The sequence below is a fragment of the Pseudonocardia sp. NPDC046786 genome, from assembly GCF_040645415.1.
In the GTDB taxonomy this organism is placed as follows: Bacteria; Actinomycetota; Actinomycetes; order Mycobacteriales; family Pseudonocardiaceae; genus Pseudonocardia; species Pseudonocardia kongjuensis.
This window is the reverse complement of the sequence record NZ_JBEYYF010000038.1, coordinates 1-19021: the sequence shown is the minus strand read 5'-3', so window position 1 is coordinate 19021 and position 19021 is coordinate 1. Positions and strand designations below refer to the sequence as shown.

Below are 19021 nucleotides of genomic sequence, written 5' to 3'. Positions count from 1 at the left end.
GTGGCATGAGCACGACCAGGTCCGCGATCGGCGCGGCCCGCCGGATCGTCGTCAAGGTCGGGTCGTCGTCGCTCACCAGCCTCACCGGCGGTCTCGACCCGGCCCGGCTGGACGCCCTGGTCGACGCCCTGATGGCCCGTCGCGACGCCGGCAGCCAGGTGGTGCTGGTGTCGTCCGGGGCCATCGCGGCCGGGCTCGCACCGCTGCAGCTGCGCCGCAGGCCCCGCGATCTCGCCACCCAGCAGGCCGCCGCCTCGGTCGGGCAGCTCCTGCTGGCGCACGCCTACTCGGCGTCGTTCGCCCGGCACGGCCAGGGCATCGGGCAGGTGCTGCTCACCGCCGACGACATGATCCGCCGGGCCAGCTACCGCAACGCCCAGCGCACCCTGGAACGCCTGCTCCAGCTCGGCTCGCTGCCGGTCGTCAACGAGAACGACACCGTCGCGACCGCCGAGATCCGGGTCGGCGACAACGACCGGCTCGCGGCGCTGGTCGCGCACATCGTCGGCGCCGACGCGCTGGTGCTGCTCTCCGACGTCGACGGGCTCTACGACGGCGACCCGCGGGCCGCCGGATCGTCGCTGGTCAGCGAGGTCGAGGAGCCGGCCGAGCTGGCCGGGATCAGCGTGACCCGGCCCGGTTCCGGCCTGGGCACCGGCGGGATGGCGACCAAGGTGACCGCCGCGGCGACCGCCTCCGCCGCCGGGATCCCGGTGCTGCTGACCTCGGCCGAGGAGGCCGCCGCCGCCGTCGACACCGGCCCGGACGGCCCGAAGGTCGGCACCGCGTTCCGCGCCTCCGGCCGCCGGATGAGCGCGCGGCGGTTCTGGCTGCGGCACGCCGCCGACGTCCGGGGCGCCCTCGATCTCGACGACGGCGCCGTCGAGGCCGTCCGGACCCGGCGCCGCTCGCTGCTGGCCGCCGGGGTGCACGGCGTCTCCGGGGACTTCGTCGCCGGTGACGTCGTCGAGCTGCTCGCGCCGCACGGCCGGCCGATCGCCCGCGGCGTCGTCTCCTACGACGCCGCCGAGCTGCCGTCGATGATCGGCCGCCGGACCCGGGAGCTGCCGCCCGAGCAGCGCCGCGAGCTGGTGCACGCCGACGATCTCGTGCTGGTCCAGTAGCGGCCGCTCAGCCGCCGCCGAACAGCAGCGCCTCGGCCCGGTCGACGATCTCCCCGCGGGTGTTCCCGGGATGCCGGGCCAGGATCAGGTCCGAGGCGATGGCGGTGCAGAACGCGAGCAGGCAGCGCGCCTCCAGCTCGACCGGATCGGGGAACCGGTCGGCGAACTGGGTCCGCAGGAAGCCCAGCCGCTGGTCGTCGACCCGGCGCAGCCGCTCGGCCACCGCCGCGTCCCGGCGGGCCCAGTCGCGCACCGCCAGATCGAGGGTCAGCAGCTCGGGGGAGAAGGTCAGCTCACCGGCCCGGCGGGCGCGGGTCCGCGTGTCGCCGCCCTCCCGCTCGACCCGGTCGAGGACGTCGCCGATGCTCCGCCGCTCCCAGGTGTCGAGCATCTCGGCCAGCAGCGCCGGGCGGTCGTCGAAGTAGCCGTAGAAGCCGCCCTTCGTGACGCCCAGCTGCTGGGCCAGTGCCTCGACCCGCACCGCGTCCGGCCCGCGCGCCGCCAGCACGGCCAGGCCGGCGTCGATCCACGCCGTCCGCGGGGTCCGGGCCCTCGCCATCGCACTCTCCTCGCCGTCGGATCTGTACGGCAGCGTATATCGGCGCTACGGTGCGAAATATACGCAGCCGTATAGATGGGAGTGGTCATGGGCAGGCGACTGACGACGACGGCGGGATGGATCGGGGTGGGGCTCGGCGCGGTCCACATGGTCGTCGCCCCGCTGGAGGACCGGAGGACGCTGGCCGGGGCGTGGGCGGACGGCTGGTGGGACACCGTCCGCCTCGCGGAACCGGAGACGCCGCTGGAGGCCGAGCGGACCGTCGTGCTGTGGCGGACGCTGGGCAGCTTCGGCGGCCCGATGGTGGCCCTCGGGGTGCACCTGCTCCGGTCCGCCCGCCGCCGGGAGCGGGTCCCGGCCGCGGTCGGCTGGACCATGCTGGCCTGGGGGATCCCGTTCGCCGCGATGCTGCCGCGCTCGCCGGCCTGGCTGGTCCCGGTGACCGGCACCCTGCTCGTCGCGGGGGACCGGGAGCCGCGGTCGTGAGCGAACGCATCGAGCGGGTGAACGGCGTGGACCTGTGCACCGAGACGTTCGGCGACCCGGCCGACCCGGCGGTGCTGCTGGTGATGGGGGCGGCGGCGTCGATGCTGTACTGGGACGCGGAGTTCTGCGCCCGGCTGGCCGCGGCCGGGCGGTGCGTGCTCCGCTACGACCACCGCGACACCGGCCGGTCCACCAGCACGCCCGCCGGGGCGCCGGACTACGTGCTGCGCGACCTGGTCGCCGATGCGGCCGGGCTGGTCGAGCGGCTCGGGCCGGGTCCCGCGCACGTCGTCGGGATGTCGATGGGCAGCGCGATCGGCCAGCTGCTGGCACTCGACCACCCCGACCGGGTGCGGACGCTGACCCTGATGTCCGGCACCCCCGGCGGGCCCGGGCACGACGCGCCGGACCTGCCGCCGATGTCGGCGGCGCTCGCGGCGATGTTCACCGGGGAGCAGGCCGAGCCGGACTGGTCCGACCGCGACGCCGTCGTCGAGTACCACGTCGCGGGCGAACGTGCCTACACCGGCAGCCTGCCGTTCGACGAGCAGGGATGGCGCGCGCTCGCCGGGCGGACCTTCGACCGGACCGCGGACAGCGCGGCGAGCTTCACCAACCACTTCGTGCTCGACGCCGGCGAGCCTGGCGGCACCGGCTCGCCCGCATCACCGCACCGACGCTGGTGCTGCACGGCACCGACGACCCGTTCCTGCCGCCGGGCCACGGCGAGGCCCTCGCCGCGGAGATACCCGGGGCACGGCTGGTCCCGGTGCCGGGGGCGGGCCACGAGCCGCCCCCGCGGTCGCGGTGGGACGTGGTGCTCCCGGCGATCGTGGAGCACACGCGGCCGTGACCGGCCGGGTTCGCACCCCGTCGCCGCGGTCCACACCTGCTGCAACGGGTGCGAACCACGGTGACGGGGTGCGAACCGGTCAGGCCCGGCCAGCCCGGTCGCTGCCCTGGGTGAACGTGGTGATCAGTCCAGGTCGAGAGCTGCCTTGAGGGCCGATCCGACGGCCGTGAGCTCGTCGGGCGTTGCCTCTCCCAGCTGTTCCCCGAGCCGGCTCACGAGCACACGCTCGAGCGTGAGGCGGGCGCCCAGTAGTCGCCCACCGCCGGTGCGAGCAGCGTGCTGGGGTCCGAGTCCACGAGGTGGATGCCGAGGACCACCGGCACACCTTCGACGTGCAGGGCATCCGAGCTGATGATGAGGCGACGAACGCTCTGGCCAGGTCTCGGGACCACCGGGTTGTACGAGTAGATCTCGCCACGGCGCATGGCCGGGACAGTACGGAGCCCCGGGCTAGTGGGCCTCTGCCAGGGCAGTCTCGGCTTCGAGCACCTGGTGGTCGGCGTATCCCTCGTGCTCGGCGTACCAGGTGGCCATCTTCTCGGCCTCGGCACGAAGAGCATGGTGGCGGGCGAGCTTGGCCAGGTAGGCGGCCGGCGACGGCACGCCGGCCCGGGCGGCACAGGTGCAGAGATGCTCGTACGTCGAGGCGTCCAGCTCCACGACCACGTGCTCCATGCGGGCAGACTACCTGACGGGTGTCATGGTCATGGTCTGGTCGGCCCCGGGTTCGGTGGAGGTCGGGCGGCGGAAGATCGCTGGTCACGCACCCTGAGTGGTCCGCCGGTTCGACGCCACGTTCACGTCGACCTCGACCTCGAACTCGGGCAACGGATTCAGACCGGCGTGATCACGGCGGCGCAGAGGCTGATGAGCTCGCCGTTGGGGCGGTGGGCCTTGCGGTGGTGGCGAACGCTGCTCAGCCAAGAGCGCAGCGTTCTCGATGTCGTCCCACACCGGGCCGTGTGTGGTGAACTCCTACCTTTCGCCGATCTCGAGATGGGTGAAGGTGGGCAGGCCTCGTTGGCGCGGCGCAGCTCGACAGGTTCCTTTCGGAGTCGGCGCTTCTCCTCGGTCTCGGCGGTAGTCGGGAGGTCGTGGCATCCGCCTCGGACTACCCCGGCTTGCCGATCCGGCCCCGAAGCGCTTCGTGGTGGACGCCGAGCTGCTCGGCCAGCTGCCGGATCACCTACTTGCGGTCGGACTCCAGGTAGAGGCGGACGGCGGGCCCATGCAGCCACTTGTCGCTGGGTGCTGTGGACCGTTAACGAGCAGCTCCCGTCATCGTGGGGACTGCGGTGGAGGCTTGATCAAGAACCGTTCCATAGACCAGTGGCTGCAGGTTCGGCTACCGTTGTTGAGACGGGCCTAGCTGTATCGCCGAGGCCGTTGCCAGCACTTCAGATCCTCGCGGACCCAACCCGAAGGAGCATGTCGTGTCTGAAACAGTCGGTTCGATCGAGTCGTCGATAACGGGCCAGCCCGCTTCCGTGTGGGACGCGCGGTTGCGCACTAGTACGTACTCTATCGCCCGGTGCGGCGAAAATCGAAGATATGGGCGACGCGATGTGCCGCTGCAGCAGGGTCTTCGTCTCCCGATTCAGCGTGTTGCGTTCGCTCCGGGGTGAGGGCTGGCGCTAAAGACTGCCAGCGTGAACGAAACTGTCTCATCGCCATAGGCAGTGTTGCCGTGTTCGTGTTCGAACGGATCGTGCTGAGTCAGATGTATGGCATCTGTCCGAGCTGCGTTAAATGTCGCTCCCCGAGTGCATTCGCCCGGGCAGGACGGTTCGTGTGAACACGGATCGGCACTCCGGGAGAGCGAGGGGATGTTTCGGAGGACATCCCTGAGCTGGCCTCTACTGTTGAGGGCTGCCGGCCAACGGCAACGTTGTCCGCTCGTTCGTGAGGCGACCCTGAGACTGGTCCGCCAAATCTGTGCGGAGTCAGTCCACTCGTTCACTCATTCGGATCAGATGGGGGGCCCTTGACTGCTGTTATCCTAAGTGGACCGTGAAGCGGGTTTCCTGGCACGGCTGGCTCATTTCAGGTCTGCAGATCTCAGCGACACTGTCGTCGGTCCAGGATGTATCAAGCACCTTCATTCAGCAAAGATCAGCTTGCCGGGAGGCATGAATGAGCGATTCGACTACTTCAGTATGCAAGGGTGCGATGGACGCTGGGATCGACGGCCTGTATTTCCAACCGACCCTGTTTATTAGCTCGCCCGGAGCGACTTACTATACTGTGGTTTCCAGTAAAGGTCCGGGAGTCGCGGACGTGGTTACGCACAGTCCTGATTTCACCTATCAGCACTACGGTATACATGTCGGTCAAACAGATCGACTTACCTTCTTCGGCGATCCACGGCAAGTCGTCACGGGGCATTTCGTGGACTGCAGGTCGGGTTCGCCGACTCTGCACGAGAAGGTGTCATTTGATTTTCATCCCGACCCTACGAGGATGCTCTATATTAGTCGTGGTATTGCACACACTTTTGACGGCCTTCAGAATGTCGTGACCCGCGATGAACCAGAGTGGTATATCAGTGATGACAATCCCGATTACAGCATGGCAAACGACGTGGTGAATGTCGGTCGAGAAACCGAGCTCTCGGAATTTCCCGTCGTGCAAGTCAATAGGTATCCGATTCCTCGGCCAGCGTACGAGTTCATGCTCCAGTTGCAGCACATTTCCCTGAGAGAGCTGAGGCGATACCCCTCTCGGTTTCCGGTAATCATTGACGGGCAGACTAGGTATGTCACTCTGCGGCCGAAGTCAGCGACGGAAAGTTCAGCGAGGACAGCGTGAACGACAGCGAGACGGTCGGAATTTCAGGACTGCGCTGGGAAAGCAACTACTGCGCAGAGACTGGACCTGCGAGTTACACGCTCGTCGCAAATCCAGGGCCACTGGTCACTGACTTCCATCTGTGGCTTCGCGATTCATACGAGGCGTATGTCCTGCACGTTGGCCAAGAGGATCGGCTCACATTCATCGGACCACCTGACCGCACGATCGCGGCGAGATTCGTTGACTGCAGGCGCTCCTTGATCGATAGCGGTCAGCGCAGCCTGATCGCGTTCTCCTTCGTGCCGGATCCGCGGCGAGTGCTGCATGTCCCGCAAGGCATAGCCATGCACTTTGCGGGTCTGTGCAACGTTACGGTGCGCTCAGAGCCAGTATTGTTCGCGCCTTCGAAGCAGACCGCGTACGAACCCGGTAACGACCAGATCCGCATCTCGACGGCAACATCACCCAAGGACTTCCCGTCCATTGAGGTTAATGATCTGCCACTACCCGCGGCGGTGCTACAAAGCATCTGTCGGCGTGAGCAGGACATGCTTGCGTCGGGTGCACACTACGACACCACCTTTGGGATCCCCGTCGGCAACGAGATCCACAGAATCCGCGCCGATCGATGACCACCTGCTGTCGACCGGTGGCAGGTTGTGTGTGAAGCACAGAGGAGATCAAGAATGGCTGAGACGATGAGTAAGGTACACGACTCGCTCGACGAGCTGCGCTCGCTCGTTGCCACCACGGCCGATCCGGCAGAACGACGCGGGCTCGAAGCATTTATCAAGTGTGTCGCCCCGCAGTTGGTGGACGGTGCCCAGTTGACCTACCTGGGCAAGATCGCGGCTCTCGTGCACGGTGACTTCGGCATCGAAGGATCGAGCACTGCCGAGGCGCTCGACGCGCTGAGCGCGCACTTCGATGTCGAGATCGAGCCCGTGTAATAGGGATCGAGTTGGCACAGCACTGATCAGGGGCGGGGTCGTCCGCGATCCCGCCCCTCGTGTCGCTACCGCAGGAGAGCGTCGTGGCCGCAGCGAGAGAACGCCTGTCCGCGCCAGCGAGGTGGCTCGTCGCTGGCGCAACGACCCACACGCTCGCAGAGACGTTCTACGACCTGGCCATGCCCTTACTTGTACTGGCGCTGACCGGGTCACCCCTGCTGATGGCCACGATGTTCGCGGTGGGGTACGGCGCTGAATTCTTCGTGGCAATCCTAGGCGGCAGTCTGGTCGACCGATTCCGGCGACGAACTCTGCTGGCATCGGTGGTGCTGGTCGAGATCGTCATCATGGCGGCATTCTGTGTGATTTCTGTCATTGGCGAGCCGCCCATCTGGGTGCTGATCGCAGGCGCCGGAGTATTCGACTTCATGGTGCGGCTCTATGGTGTCGCCGACATTGCGGCGCTCCCGGAAGTGGTCGCGGTGCACAATCTTCCGCAGGTTAACGGAATCATGCAGAGCTTCGCTTCGACTGCGCAGACGCTCGGACCACTACTGGCAGGGTGGACGATCTTCCTGGGGAGCTTCGGAAGTGTCTTTCTCGTCAGTGCTGTACTCCTGCTGATTCTGCTGGCGTCCATCCGATACGCGAGGTGGGAAGAAGCTCCGATCGAAGAATGTGGGCGATCGCCCGGTCGGATAGTCGGGCATATGTGGGCCGGTGTCCGCTTTACGTTTGACGACCCGCTTTATCGATGGATCGCAATCTGGCGAGGCGTGCTCGACTTCGCGCTCGGGGCGTCAGTGTTGATGGTCGTCTTCTTTATGAGCGAGGTGCTCAGATTTCAGAGTTGGGAAATCGGTGCCGCATCGGCACTGATGGCATCCGGCGGAATACTCGGCGGAGCGGTCTTCGTCAGTGTCGAACGCATCGTCGCCTCAAACGTCCTGGTCGCTGGTTCCACCATTTTCATGGCCGTGGGTTTCGGACTCCTGACCGTCTCGGTCAACTGGGTCACCGTCGGTCTGGTGCTGGCGCTGGTAATGCTGATGCTGTCGATACTCAGCCGCTGCCTCCGGGTTCTGCTTCAAACCACCGTGCCATCGCAGTATCTGGGTCGAGTATCGGCGACGTCCCAGCTGATCACTACGCTATTCGGGCCCCTCGGGGTAGTGATCGCGGCCTGGGCGAGCGCTACCGGTGATGTACGAATCGTCTTCGCCGTGTCAGGGGTTGCCTTGCTCATCCTGGCGGCCGCCTCGCGGTTCGGCGCCATGCGCACGGCCGACTGGCGAGTGCCTGGGCAGGCATCCCAGCCTGGCTCTTCACGATCTTGAACGCTGATCGGACCTCGAACGCAGATGGCACCTGTGACCAGGTCGGACAGAGTGGTCCTTCGCGGGTCCGGTGGAGTCAGGCAGCTGGAATCGCTGGTCACCCTCCCTGGAGCGGCCCGCCGGCTCGGGGCCGCGGTCCGTTCAGCCGTGGGGCAGTGTCCGCAGGACGTGCCCGGGGCCGTCGAGCCACAGCCGGGCGGGGTGTTGTCCGTGCGCTTACGGCTCGGTTCGCTGGCAGAGTTCGGGCCACTGGCCGAACCGTACGTTCCGGCTCGTCGCGCGGCGATCGAACGGCACTCCTGGACGGTGCCCGCCCACATGTCGACAGGCTACGTCGTGGACGACCGGCGATGGTCGCACGGCCGCCGGGCCCACACCGGTTCCCGTGTCGTCTATCGGATCACCGCGGGAGCCTCCCGGGCCGCCATGATCGTCGGTGGTTCTCCGGCGAGGATCTTCCGCAGTGCGGGCGAGCGCGCCTACACCGGCAGCCTGCCGTTCGACGAGCAGCGATGGCGCCCTCGCCGGGCGGACCTTCGACCGGACCGCGGACAGCGCGGCGAGCTTCACCAACCACTTCGTGCTCGACGCCGGCGAGCCCTGGCGGCACCGGCTCGCCCGCATCACCGCACCGACGCTGGTGCTGCACGGCACCGACGACCCGTTCGTCCCGCTCGGCCACGGCCGGGCCCTCGCCGGGGAGATCCCGGGTGCGCGGCTCGTCCCGATGCCGGGGGTCGGGCACGAGCCGCCCCCACGGGCACGGTGGGAGCTGGTCGTCGCGGCGATCGTGGAGCACACCGCATCGTGACCGCCGGGCACCGCGCGCCGCGGCTCGTTCAGCCGTGGGGCAGCCGGCGCAGGACGTGGGCGGGGTCGTCGAGCCACAGCAGGTGCTCTCCGGCCGGGGTGACGGTGAGCCCGAGCCGGGTCCGGGACGGCCGGCCGAGCCGCAGCCAGGTGCGGTAGGCGGTCTCGATGTCGTCCCACAGCGGGCCGTGCGCCGCGACCCTCGACCGGCCGTCGGTCCCGACGTGGACGAACGTCGACCCGTCGAGCCCATGACCCCAGGTCTGCGGGCCGGTCGCGGCGTCGGACGGGGTGAACCCCAGACGGCTGAACGTGGGGGTGAGCAGCGCGAGGAAGAACGCGGCGGGATGCGGGCCACCGAGTGCCTGCGCCGGGACGTCGGTGGAGCGGGTGTGGTCGAGCATCGCGTCCCGGATCGTCGGTGGAGCGGGGAGCGGGGTCGACCGGGTGGCCATGAACCCGCCGTACTGGGCCAGGACGCGGCCGTGCGCGCCGTCGTCGTCGCGGTCCAGTGCGACCATGACACCGCTGTGCCCGGCCAGGACCAGGGGGACGACGAGCCGGGCACCGGCACGGGTCTGGGCGAGCCAGGCAGGGGGCACGGCCGGGACGGCGACGGTGGAGACGATCCGGTCGAACGGGCCGCGGTCGGGACACCCGAGGGTCGCGTCGCCGGCGATGACGGTGGGCCGGTGGCCGAGGTCGTGCAGCGCGGAGCGGGCCCGCTCCGCGACGGCGGTGTCGACCTCGACGCTGGTGACCAGCTCGTACCCGAGCCGATGCGAGAGCAGGGCTGCGTTGTAGCCGGTGCCGGTCGCGGCTTCGAACACCCGGTGTCCGGGCCCGACGTGCAGCGCGTCGAGCATGGCGGCCATCAGCGACGGCGCCGAGCTCGACGAGGTCGGCACCCCCTGCACGGCCTCACCCGCCCGGGCCCGACCGACGATGGTGTCGTCGCCGTCGAGCTGGGTGACCAGCGCGTCGTCGCGGTAGACGCCGTCGAGCCAGGCGTCGTCGTGCTCCAGCAGGCGCCAGCCGGGCTGATCCCGGTTCGGGACGAAGAACCAGGGCACGAAACCCTCGCGGGGGACCTCGGCGAACGCGGCGTGCCACGCGCGATCGGGCAGTCGCCCTGCCATGTCGAGCTGCTCGATCAGGGCGGTGCGCCGGTCACCGGCGGTGCGGATCATGAGGCATGTCCTTTCTGGTGAGCGCGTCGGCGAGCGACTCCGCGATGCTGGCGCACGCGGGGTGGTCCCAGGCCCACTGTCCGGCTGGATTGAGATCGAGATGGTGCCAGCGGCCGTCTCTGTCCAGGGCGAAGTCGGCCGCGCAGAATCGCAGTCCGAGGTCGTTCATCAGTGAGGCCACGGCATCCCGGACGTCGTCGGGGACGGTGACGGTGGACCAGTCGTTCGCCCCGTGGTCGTCGCGCCAGTCCAGCGGAATAGTGCCCGCGCGGTGGGGTGTCACGCCGAAGACCTCGTCATCGACGCAGGTCACCCGAACGTCGCAGATCTTGTCGATGCGTTCCTGCAGCGTGATCGGTGCAGCCCGCACCGAGTCGCCGATGTCGGCCGAGGTGATCTCGGTGGCGTAGGTCAGCAGCGAAGTGCTCCGGATGGAGACCCCGCCGCCGCGGAAGGACTTGTAGAGCGTGGGCTGTGGGCCGCCGGTGAAGACACGGGCAGGATCCGGATCGTTGGTGATCATCGTTCGTGGCACGGTCAGGCCCGCATCCGCGGCTCGGGCGAGCGCATGGGGCTTGTGCTCGGCCGCGTGCACCGCCGGTGGCCAGGAGAGCCACCGGCGTCGGGGGAGTGCGAACAGCAGGCCGCGTAGGCCCCAGTGGCGTTCCTCGCGAATCCAACGCGCCACCTCCGGCGCGTAGCCCTCCGGAGCGCTGACGGGGCTGGGGCGCCGGTAGTAGATCCCGGTCAACTCCTGAAGGTCCGCGGTGCGGCCCCGTGCGCTGATCCAGCCTTCCCACGTACTGCCCGACAGCTCCGCGGCCACGGTCAGCTCATCGATGTCGGCGCGGATCACCGAGTTCCGGCGCCGGTTGAGGACGTCGATGGCCACGTCGGCGGTCGCGTCCATTCGGTTGGTCAGCACGAGAACCGTCATCAGAGTGTTCAGTCCTCGCGGTGGTCGGTGTCCTGTTCGTTGCCTCCGTTGCCGTCGGTGTTGGAGTTGGTGCTGGTCTGGCCGTCGGTATGCCGTGCCCACGGCACGAGTACGCCGTCCTGGCGCACGAGGGTGACCTGCTGGGTCTCGTCCCAGACGAGTGCGGTGAGGTCGACGTGGTCGGCCGGGATCGGAGTGCGTCCGGCGACGGCGAGTCCGAAGGGCAGTCGGCTGTGGGCGGCGTTCGTCACGGTTGGTCTCCTGTGGCCGGGATTCACTCGTGCAACGGTGCGGGCGTCACGGTCTTAATGGCATATGCCATCTGTCTATGAAGGACCTTGATGCCGACTGACTCGCACGTCATCCGCGTCGGAAGGTTCTCGCGGTGATGCAGGTCGCGCGCCGTTGTCCGTCGTCGTCGACGGCCGGACCGAACCGGTGATGTGACCGAGAGGCAGACTGTCGGCATGTCGAGTCCGACGGTGCACAGGCTCCAGCTCGGGCGTGAGCTCCGGCGGCTGCGCGAGCGCGCCGGAGTGAACCGAGAGGCGGCCGCGGCCGCGCTGGGCTGCGACCTGTCCAAGATCGGCCGGATCGAACAGGGGAAGCGGGCGGCAAGGGCTGCCGAGATCACGCAGTTGGCCGCCCTCTACGGAGCCGACGACATCGAGACGGAGAAGGCGCTGGGGCTCGGTCGAGAGGCGCGAAAGCGGAACAACGCGGGGGTGTCGGACTGGGCCAGGACATTCGTCGGGCTCGAAACGGACGCCGCGGTGATAAAGACCTATCAGCCCGAACTCGTCCCCGGTCTGCTCCAGACGGAAGCCTACACCCGCGCGGTCACCCGGGCATTCAGGCCGACCGCGGGCCCGGAGGAGGTCGAGCGAATGGTCGCCTCGCGCCAGGATCGCCAGGCTCGGCTCGCCTCGGCGAATCCTCCGATGCTGTGGGTGGTCATCAACGAAGCCGTGCTGCATCGGGTCGTCGGCCGTCGTGAGGTGATGGCCGAGCAGCTCAGACGGCTCCTGGAACTGAGTGAGCCGGCGACCGTCTCGATCCAAGTGCTGCCCTTCTCGGTCGGGGCACATGCGGCGATGGGAACCAGGTTCGTCATTCTTGAGCTCTGCGACCCGCCGGATGCACAGATGGTCTACCTCGAAGAGCCGTGGAGCGCGGATTACATTGACCGGGAGCAGGCAGTGCTGGCCTACGCCGGGCTGTTCGATCGAGTCGCAGCGATGGCGATGGACATGGACAACAGCGCCCGCGTGATCAAGCAGGTACTGAAAGGAATGACGTGATCCCCGTGACTGACCTCAGCGACCTGAACTGGCGAAAGAGCAGCTTCTCGAACGGCAACAACGGTGAATGCGTCGAGGTCGCCGACATCCCTGGGGGTGGCCGCGCCGTGCGTGACACGAAGGACCACGGCCGCGGCCCGGTGCTCACCTTCACCCCCGGAGAGTGGACGGCTTTCGTCAACGGCGCGAAGGCCGGTGAGTTCGACTGATCGTCCGATTCCGCCGCGGTGTCGACGGCTCGCGGTAGCTTCGCGCGCGGGACGACGGCTCGAAACTCGCTGATCGGGTCCGTTCGGCCGGACCGGGACGCGGTCAGCCGCCGCCATGCCGGCCAGCTCCCGGGCCCCGGCGAGTTCGATCTTGCCGGTGGGGGTGCGCGGCAGCTCGTCGACGACGACCACGACACGCGGCACCTCGTGGCCGGCCAGCACCGCGCGGTAGGCGGTCTTGATGTCGTCCCACAGCGGGCCGTGCACCGCGACCCTCGACGGGCCACCGAGGGCCCGGGGTGGGGATTCGCCCGCCGGCTCGGCTCGATTCACAGCTACGCGGTGCGCGTCAGCCCACTCGTTCGAACCATGTGTCGATCGACCGCTTGTACCCGTCCGGCATGTTCAGGCCGTTGACCTCGGACCGTGGGAAGAGGCCGATCTCCTTGTGTTCGTGACCCTCCAGCAGGTCTCTTCGGCGATCTCCCTGGCAACGCACTCCTCGGGGGACTCGCCGATCTCGATGCGCCCGCCCGGCAGTTCCCACTCGTCGCGCTCGTTCTTCACGAGCAGTACCCGCTGTCGGGAGTCGAGGACCACACCTTTGATCGAGACGGAGAACGTGGACGGCGGTGGCATGGATGTCCTCTCGGCGACGTACCCGTCCTCGGCGAAGCCAGCAGCCACGGTCAGCCGCCCGCCGGTACCGCCCCGGCCAGCTCCCGGGCCCTGGCGAGCTCGATCTTGCCGGTCGGAGTCCGCGGCAGCTCGTCGACCACGACCACGACGCGGGGCATCTTGTAGCCGGCCAGCACCGCGCGGACCCGCTCGCGCAGCCGTCCGGGCAGCTCGGGACCGGCGCCGGGGGAGGCGACGACCGCGGTCACCCGCTCGCCCCACAGTGGGTCCGGGACGCCGACGACCACGCAGTCGGCCACCGCCGGATCGGCGAGCAGCACGTCCTCGACCTCCTGCGGGTGCACCTTCTCGCCACCGGTGTTGATCACCCCGGCGCCGCGGCCGAGAAACCGGAGCACGCCGTCGGCGCCCAGCTCGGCCAGGTCGCCGGGGACGGCGTAGCGCACCCCGTCGATGAACCGGAACGTGGCGGCGGTGCGCTCGGCGTCGCGGTGGTAGCCCAGCGGCAGCGGTCCGCGGTAGGCGAGCATCCCGGTCCCGGGCTCGCCCGGGGCGAGCACCCGGCCGTCGTCGGTGATCAGCCGGGTCGCGGGCACCGGCCGGAACCGGGCCGGCAGGTCGTGCACCGAGCGGGTCACGGCGAAGGCGAACGGGCCGCCCTCGCTGGCCGCGATCGCGTCGGTGATCGTGAGCTCGGCGCGTTCGTGCAGCGCCTGCTTGGTCCGGTCGCCGAGCGCGGTCCCCGAGCTCAGCACCACCCGCAGCGACGACAGGTCGTGCGGGGTGCCTGCACGTTCGGCGCGGACCAGCTCGTCGACCAGCGGCACGGTGACGGCGTTGCCCGCCACCACGATCGTCCCGGCCCGTTCGGCGGCGACCGTCTCCCAGACGTGCCGCGGATCGAGCCGGCCCGGCCGGGTGAGCACCGCCCGGCCGCCGACGAGCAGCGCCCCGAGGGTGTTGAACAGTCCGGTGCCGTGCATCAGCGGCACCACCGGCAGGGTGACCGGCGACCGGTCGCCGGTGCGGGCGGCGACCGCGAGCTGCACGGCGTCGTCGAGATCGGCGGGCGGGGCGTCGCGGCCCAGCGGGCCGAACACCGCGACCGCGATGCTGTGCAGCAGGTCGGCCTGCTGCCAGACAACGCCCTTGGGCCGGCCGGTCGTCCCGCCGGTGTACATGAACAGCTGGTCCGACCCGGGACGTGGCTCGTGCGGCCGGGGTGGGGTGTCGCGACGGACCGTCGCCAGGTCGACGGCGTCCGGGCCGGGGTCGTCGGCCGGGGCGTCGCCGTCGCGGACCATCAGCCGCAGCGACCGCAGGTGCGCGGCGGCGTGCGTGACGTTCGGGGCGAGCACTCCGCTGAACACGATCGCGGCCGCCCCCGCGTCGTCCAGCAACGAGGTCAGCTCGGCGGCGGTGTAGCGGTAGTTCGCGTTCACCGGGACCGCACCGATCTTGAACGCTGCGAACACGGTCTCCAGGTAGGCCGAGCCGTTGTACAGGTAGCAGGCGACGGTGTCGCCGGCCCGCACCCCGGCCGACTCCAGCGCGCCGGCCAGCCGGGCGGCCCGGTCGTCGAACTCGGCGTAGCTCCACCGGGCCCCTGGCTCGACGATCGCGACGGCATCCGGGAGCCGGTCGGCGACGGCCTCCCAGACGGTGGCGAAGGCGACCTCCATCCCGCCACGGTAGGGGCCGCCCGAGCGGCCCACGATCGGCCGATGACCGTCGCGACGGTGGTCGTCCGGCAGCGGACGACCGCGACGGATGACGTAGATCGGGTGCGCCGCCCGATCCGGCTGCCATGCTGGGAGTCCGGGCACCGCGGCCCGGACGGACGAGTGGAGGCGCCGGGAGTGAACACAGCGACCGAGTCCCCGGCGCACACGACGCCGGTACGGGTGCTGGTCGCCGACGACCACGCCGTCGTCCGGCGCGGGATCCGGGCCTACCTGGAGGCGCTCGACGACGTCGAGGTCGTCGCCGAGGCCGGGGACGGCCAGGAGGCGCTGGACCGGCTCGGCGCGATGGCCGTGCACCGGGAACTGCCCGACGTGGTCCTGATCGACCTGATGATGCCGCGCCTGGACGGTGCCGCGACGACCGCGCTGATCGCCGAGCGCTTCCCCGGCGTGCGGGTCGTGGTGCTGACCAGCTTCGGTGAGATGGAGCGGGTGCACACCGCGCTGGGCAACGGCGCCTCCGGCTACCTGCTCAAGAACGCCGACCCGGGCGAGGTGGTGGCCGCGATCCGGGCCGCCGCCCGCGGTGACGTGTTCCTCGACCCGAGCGTCGCCCGGCAGCTCACCAAGGAGATGATCTCCCCGCCGAGCGGGCTCGGTGCGCTCACCCACCGCGAGCGGGACGTGCTGATCCTGGTCGCCCAGGGCCGGTCCAACCAGGAGATCGCCGACCAGCTGGTGATCAGCGAGCGGACCGCGCGCACGCACGTCAGCAACGTGCTGCGCAAGCTGCAGCTCACCTCCCGCACCCAGGCGGCGCTGGTCGCCGTCCGGCAGGGGCTGGTCCCGCCACCCGGCTGACCGGGACGGATGACGTAGCGCGGCCGGGACGGCCGACCGCCGCCCCGGCCACCGCGAGATCCCTAGCGTCGGACGCCGGGGGCGGACCACGCCCACGATCGGAGACGCGCCCGCCGGGCGCCGGGGCCGGTGCCGCACGGCGCCGGAGCCGGGGACCCGCAGCGGTGGCGCCGGGTCCGGGTGCCCACGTGCGGCGCCAGGACGCCGGTGCCCGCACGGTGGCGCCGGGTTCGGGTGCCCGCCACGGCGGCGCCGGTGAGGAGATACCGATGCTCGACGGCAGGGTCGCCGTGGTGACCGGAGCGGGCCGGGGACTGGGCCGCGCGTACGCCCGGGCGATGGCCGCGTCCGGCGCCGCCGTGGTGGTGAACGACCTCGACGCGGGCGTCGCGCAGCAGACCGCCGACCTGATCACCGACGCCGGCGGGCGCGCCGTCGCCGAGCCCGGCGCCGTCGGCCCGGCCGAGGTCGCCGACGCGCTGGTCGACCGGGCCGTGCGCGAGTACGGCCGGCTGGACGCGATGGTCACCAACGCCGGCGCGCTGCGCGATCGGACGCTGCGCCGGACCACCGACGAGGACTTCGATCTCGTCGTCGGCAGCCACCTGCGGGGCACCTTCACCTGCGGCCGGGCCGCCGCGGCCCGGTTCCGCGAGCAGGGCGACGGCGGCCGGCTGATCCTCGTCGGGTCCCCGGCCGGGCAGCGCGCCAGCTTCGGGCAGACGGCCTACTCAGCGTCCAAGGGCGCGATCGTCGCGATGATGCGGACCTGGGCGGTGGAGCACGCGAAACTGGGCGTCACGGTGAACGCGATCGTGCCGACCGCGCTGACCCGGATGGTCGCGACGATCCCCGGGCTCGGTGAGCTCGTCGAGACGGTGGACCGGGGCGAACCGGTGCCACCGGAGGTCCGGCGCACCGGGCTGGGCACCCCGGACGACGCGGCACCGGTCGTGGTGTGGCTGGCGTCGGCGGTGTCCGCGCACGTCACCGGGCAGGCGATCGCCGCGGGCGGCGACCGGATCGCGCTGTGGACGCACCCGGAGGCGGTCGCCGAACGGTTCCGCGACGGCGGCTGGAGCCCGGAGGCGGTGGCCGCGGAGCTCGCCGACGCACCGCTGCAGGACTTCACCCAGGCGCTGCCCGCGGCGGCCACCGGCGGCACCCGGTGAGCGCGCCGACGGTCGTGACCGGCATCGACGGCGTCCGCGCGCTGCCGCTCGGCGAGATGCTCGGCGAGAGCGGCCCGGTGACGGTGACCCAGCGCGACGTCGACCTGTTCGCCGAGGCCACCGGCGACCACCAGTGGATCCACGTCGATCCGGAGCGGGCCGCCGGGACACCGTTCGGCGGCACGATCGCGCACGGCTACCTGACGTTGTCGCTGGTGCCGCGGCTGCTGCCGGAGATCCTGCGGCTGGACGGCTTCTCGATGGTCGTGAACTACGGCTGCGAGAAGGTGCGGTTCCCGTCGCCGGTGCCGACCGCCTCCACGCTGCGGGCGACCGCGGTGCTCGACGACGTCACCGAGGTGCCCGGCGGGGTGCAGGTCACGATCACCATGACGATCACCGTGGAGGGTGCGGCGAAACCAGCGTGCGTGGTCACCTTCCTCACCCGGCACCTGGTGTGAGAGCGGGCGGGCGCGCCGGACCGCGCGCCCGCCCGCCGGTCAGGACGCCGCGGTGCGCCAGCCGGGCCGGTAGTCGGCGCGGGCCATCTCGCTGTACGGCGCGGGGCTGACGATCGCACGCACGGAGAACTGCTCGTGCGGCTCGACGGTGGTCTTGCGGCTGCCGCCGTCCGGCTCGCCCCAGACCACCCGCACCTCGGCGCCGAGCGGGACACCGGGATCGACGGTGGCCAGCGACAGCGCCTTGCGCTCGTTCGCGCTGTACCCGGTGAACATCGACAGGCCGATCACGTTGTCGTCGGCGTCGAGGACCGAGTCGAAGTTGGACGAGCCGAAGTTCGCGTTCGGCAGGTCGAAGAACTGGTACTCGGGCCCGTCGGAGACGGGGGAGGCGAGCAGGGTCGCGACGTCCTCGGCGTTCCAGGCGAGGGTGACCTTGCGCCGCTCGGTCGCCGGGTCGATCTTCTCCAGCGCGGAACGGCCGACGAAGTCATGGTCGAACTTCACGAAGCCGCCGTAGCCGAGCTCCCACGGGTTGGTGTAGTAGTCCTCGACGTCGGCGGAGACGAAGCTGCCGGCGAGCGCGTTGTTCGCCTCGTAGGAGTCGGCGCCCAGCCACTCCCGGTAGCCCTTCAGCTCGTCGCCGGTGTAGATCGCGGGCAGCGGCGACGGGATCCAGCCGGACTCCAGGGTGTTGCACGAGTAGGCCCGCGCCCCGGCCGGCTCCAGGCCGAACTCGCGGCCCGCCTCCAGGATCGTCTCGCGCACGGCGCCGTAGCCCTCGTACGGTCCCCAGATCTCCAGTCCGGGCGCGCCGGCCATCCCGTGCCGCAGGGTCCGGACCGGCTGCCCGCCGATCGTCATGTGCCCCATCCGGAAGAACTTCACCTTCTCCAGCGGGCCGCCGTTGACCTTCTCGATGACCTCCCAGGCGTGCGGGCCCTGGATCTGGAACCGCCAGACGTCCCGGATCACTTCGCGGCCGTACGGGCGGGACGGGGAGCGCTCGTCGCGCCGGATGTCGACGTCGTAGCCCTGACCCTGGAAGGTCAGCCAGTTCGCGACCGGGGCGCGCCCGACGAAGACGAACCGGTCCTCGGCGAGCCGGAACAGGATGCCGTCGCCGATCACCCCGCCGCCGGGCGCGACCGGCACGAACTGCTTGGCGGAGTCGACCGGGAAGTTCGCGGTGCTGTTGATGCCGGTGTCGGTGAACAGCTGCAGCGCGCCCGCACCGGACACCCACAGGTTGACCATGTGGTGGGTCTGGTCGAACAGCACCGCGGTGCGCTGCCAGGCGCGCACCTCGCGCCGGAAGTTGCTGAACTCCGACGGGACGACCGGGTAGATGTAGGCGCCGAGCTGGGCGTTCCGCAGCAGGTCGACGGTGTCGCCCGCCCGGTCCAGCACGTCCTGCAGGTTCCTCGCGCTCATGGTGCTCCAGTCCTCGACGACGATCGGACCAACGCTAGGAACGCCGGGCTCGGTGATGGCAGCGCGGAACGACGGCAGCGGGCCTGCCACGGCGGCCGCACCGGGCGCGACGGATGACGTAGCGGGCGCCCGGCGCGCCGCCAGGCCAGCACGTAGACGACCAGCGAGCTGGTCAGCCCGCCGGCCAGCGCGGCCAGCGGGATGCCGAGCGAGGCGAACATCC

Annotated in this window: 22 protein-coding genes and 1 pseudogene; 13 read left to right on the top strand and 10 right to left on the bottom strand. The window is 70.1% G+C overall.

Annotation, left to right across the window (positions count from 1 at the left end; genetic code table 11):
* Positions 1-5: 5 nt before the first annotated feature.
* The gene (proB, locus tag ABZ881_RS29115) at positions 6-1124 is read left to right on the top strand and encodes a glutamate 5-kinase (protein ID WP_358488954.1); all 1119 of its coding nucleotides are present in this window, start codon (positions 6-8) and stop codon (positions 1122-1124) included.
* A gap of 7 nt (positions 1125-1131) precedes the next feature.
* Here proB and ABZ881_RS29110 read toward each other — a convergent pair whose 3' ends face one another.
* Positions 1132-1683 carry a helix-turn-helix domain-containing protein gene (locus ABZ881_RS29110; RefSeq protein WP_358488951.1) on the bottom strand — a complete coding sequence of 184 codons (552 nt, stop codon included), beginning with the start codon at positions 1681-1683 and terminating at the stop codon, positions 1132-1134.
* A gap of 87 nt (positions 1684-1770) precedes the next feature.
* On the opposite strand from ABZ881_RS29110, the gene ABZ881_RS29105 reads away from it, so the two are divergent.
* The 3 genes and pseudogenes from ABZ881_RS29105 to ABZ881_RS29095 all read left to right on the top strand — a co-directional run bounded on the left by ABZ881_RS29105 (position 1771) and on the right by ABZ881_RS29095 (position 3022).
* Positions 1771-2169, top strand: coding sequence for a DUF6463 family protein (locus tag ABZ881_RS29105; RefSeq protein ID WP_358488950.1), 399 nt, complete (start codon positions 1771-1773; stop codon positions 2167-2169).
* Positions 2170-2252: 83 nt separating this feature from the next.
* Positions 2253-2525: pseudogene (locus ABZ881_RS29100) on the top strand (alpha/beta fold hydrolase); the annotation flags it as partial.
* A 197-nt stretch (positions 2526-2722) separates the two neighbouring features.
* The gene (locus tag ABZ881_RS29095) at positions 2723-3022 is read left to right on the top strand and encodes an alpha/beta fold hydrolase (RefSeq protein ID WP_358488993.1); all 300 of its coding nucleotides are present in this window, start codon (positions 2723-2725) and stop codon (positions 3020-3022) included.
* Between the two features lie 212 nt (positions 3023-3234).
* On the opposite strand, the gene ABZ881_RS29090 is transcribed toward ABZ881_RS29095, so the two are convergent.
* Together ABZ881_RS29090 and ABZ881_RS29085 are read right to left on the bottom strand one after the other, a co-directional pair.
* Positions 3235-3447 (bottom strand): hypothetical protein, encoded by a 213-nt coding sequence (locus ABZ881_RS29090; protein WP_358488947.1) that lies wholly within the window; start codon positions 3445-3447, stop codon positions 3235-3237.
* A 25-nt stretch (positions 3448-3472) separates the two neighbouring features.
* Positions 3473-3697, bottom strand: a complete 225-nt coding sequence (locus tag ABZ881_RS29085; RefSeq protein WP_358488945.1) for a hypothetical protein — start codon at positions 3695-3697, stop codon at positions 3473-3475.
* 2129 nt (positions 3698-5826) lie between these two features.
* On the opposite strand from ABZ881_RS29085, the gene ABZ881_RS29080 reads away from it, so the two are divergent.
* The 4 genes from ABZ881_RS29080 to ABZ881_RS29065 all read left to right on the top strand — a co-directional run bounded on the left by ABZ881_RS29080 (position 5827) and on the right by ABZ881_RS29065 (position 8910).
* A complete protein-coding gene (locus tag ABZ881_RS29080; RefSeq protein WP_358488944.1) occupies positions 5827-6444 on the top strand; it encodes a hypothetical protein in 618 nt (205 codons plus the stop codon).
* 54 nt (positions 6445-6498) lie between these two features.
* Positions 6499-6762, top strand: a complete 264-nt coding sequence (locus ABZ881_RS29075; protein WP_358488942.1) for a hypothetical protein — start codon at positions 6499-6501, stop codon at positions 6760-6762.
* An 83-nt stretch (positions 6763-6845) separates the two neighbouring features.
* Positions 6846-8099: an MFS transporter gene (locus ABZ881_RS29070; protein ID WP_358488940.1), complete on the top strand. Its 1254-nt coding sequence runs from the start codon at positions 6846-6848 to the stop codon at positions 8097-8099.
* Between the two features lie 463 nt (positions 8100-8562).
* The gene (locus ABZ881_RS29065) at positions 8563-8910 is read left to right on the top strand and encodes an alpha/beta fold hydrolase (protein ID WP_358488939.1); all 348 of its coding nucleotides are present in this window, start codon (positions 8563-8565) and stop codon (positions 8908-8910) included.
* Between the two features lie 28 nt (positions 8911-8938).
* On the opposite strand, the gene ABZ881_RS29060 is transcribed toward ABZ881_RS29065, so the two are convergent.
* The 3 genes from ABZ881_RS29060 to ABZ881_RS29050 are packed head-to-tail and all read right to left on the bottom strand — an operon-like array spanning position 8939 to position 11287.
* On the bottom strand, positions 8939-10099 hold the full coding sequence (locus tag ABZ881_RS29060) for a methyltransferase domain-containing protein (protein WP_358488937.1): 1161 nt from the start codon (positions 10097-10099) through the stop codon (positions 8939-8941).
* Entirely contained in the window at positions 10080-11036 is a 957-nt protein-coding gene (locus tag ABZ881_RS29055) for an ATP-grasp domain-containing protein (RefSeq protein WP_358488935.1), read from the bottom strand. Before ABZ881_RS29055 ends, ABZ881_RS29060 begins: the two co-directional genes overlap by 20 nt.
* An 8-nt stretch (positions 11037-11044) precedes the next feature.
* Entirely contained in the window at positions 11045-11287 is a 243-nt protein-coding gene (locus tag ABZ881_RS29050; protein ID WP_358488933.1) for a hypothetical protein, read from the bottom strand.
* Positions 11288-11503: 216 nt separating this feature from the next.
* Here ABZ881_RS29050 and ABZ881_RS29045 point away from each other — a divergent pair, with 216 nt between their 5' ends.
* On the top strand, positions 11504-12337 hold the full coding sequence (locus ABZ881_RS29045) for a helix-turn-helix transcriptional regulator (protein ID WP_358488930.1): 834 nt from the start codon (positions 11504-11506) through the stop codon (positions 12335-12337).
* Positions 12334-12546: a DUF397 domain-containing protein gene (locus ABZ881_RS29040; RefSeq protein WP_358488928.1), complete on the top strand. Its 213-nt coding sequence runs from the start codon at positions 12334-12336 to the stop codon at positions 12544-12546. The genes ABZ881_RS29045 and ABZ881_RS29040 overlap by 4 nt, the downstream gene beginning before the upstream one ends.
* A gap of 405 nt (positions 12547-12951) precedes the next feature.
* On the opposite strand, the gene ABZ881_RS29035 is transcribed toward ABZ881_RS29040, so the two are convergent.
* Both ABZ881_RS29035 and ABZ881_RS29030 read right to left on the bottom strand, forming a co-directional pair.
* A complete protein-coding gene (locus ABZ881_RS29035; RefSeq protein ID WP_358488925.1) occupies positions 12952-13233 on the bottom strand; it encodes an NUDIX domain-containing protein in 282 nt (93 codons plus the stop codon).
* Between the two features lie 2 nt (positions 13234-13235).
* Complete coding sequence (locus tag ABZ881_RS29030) at positions 13236-14867, bottom strand: AMP-binding protein (RefSeq protein WP_358488923.1); 1632 nt, start codon at positions 14865-14867, stop codon at positions 13236-13238.
* Between the two features lie 177 nt (positions 14868-15044).
* Here ABZ881_RS29030 and ABZ881_RS29025 point away from each other — a divergent pair, with 177 nt between their 5' ends.
* The 3 genes from ABZ881_RS29025 to ABZ881_RS29015 all read left to right on the top strand — a co-directional run bounded on the left by ABZ881_RS29025 (position 15045) and on the right by ABZ881_RS29015 (position 17364).
* Positions 15045-15731 carry a response regulator transcription factor gene (locus ABZ881_RS29025; protein WP_358488920.1) on the top strand — a complete coding sequence of 229 codons (687 nt, stop codon included), beginning with the start codon at positions 15045-15047 and terminating at the stop codon, positions 15729-15731.
* Positions 15732-16000: 269 nt separating this feature from the next.
* Positions 16001-16903, top strand: coding sequence for an SDR family NAD(P)-dependent oxidoreductase (locus tag ABZ881_RS29020; protein WP_358488918.1), 903 nt, complete (start codon positions 16001-16003; stop codon positions 16901-16903).
* Positions 16900-17364, top strand: coding sequence for a MaoC family dehydratase (locus ABZ881_RS29015; protein ID WP_358488916.1), 465 nt, complete (start codon positions 16900-16902; stop codon positions 17362-17364). Before ABZ881_RS29020 ends, ABZ881_RS29015 begins: the two co-directional genes overlap by 4 nt.
* Before the next feature lie 39 nt (positions 17365-17403).
* On the opposite strand, the gene ABZ881_RS29010 is transcribed toward ABZ881_RS29015, so the two are convergent.
* Both ABZ881_RS29010 and ABZ881_RS29005 read right to left on the bottom strand, forming a co-directional pair.
* Positions 17404-18798, bottom strand: a complete 1395-nt coding sequence (locus ABZ881_RS29010; RefSeq protein WP_358488914.1) for an aminomethyl transferase family protein — start codon at positions 18796-18798, stop codon at positions 17404-17406.
* Positions 18795-19021: hypothetical protein (locus tag ABZ881_RS29005; RefSeq protein ID WP_358488912.1), on the bottom strand; the 227-nt coding region annotated here is incomplete at its 5' end. The genes ABZ881_RS29010 and ABZ881_RS29005, both read right to left, overlap by 4 nt.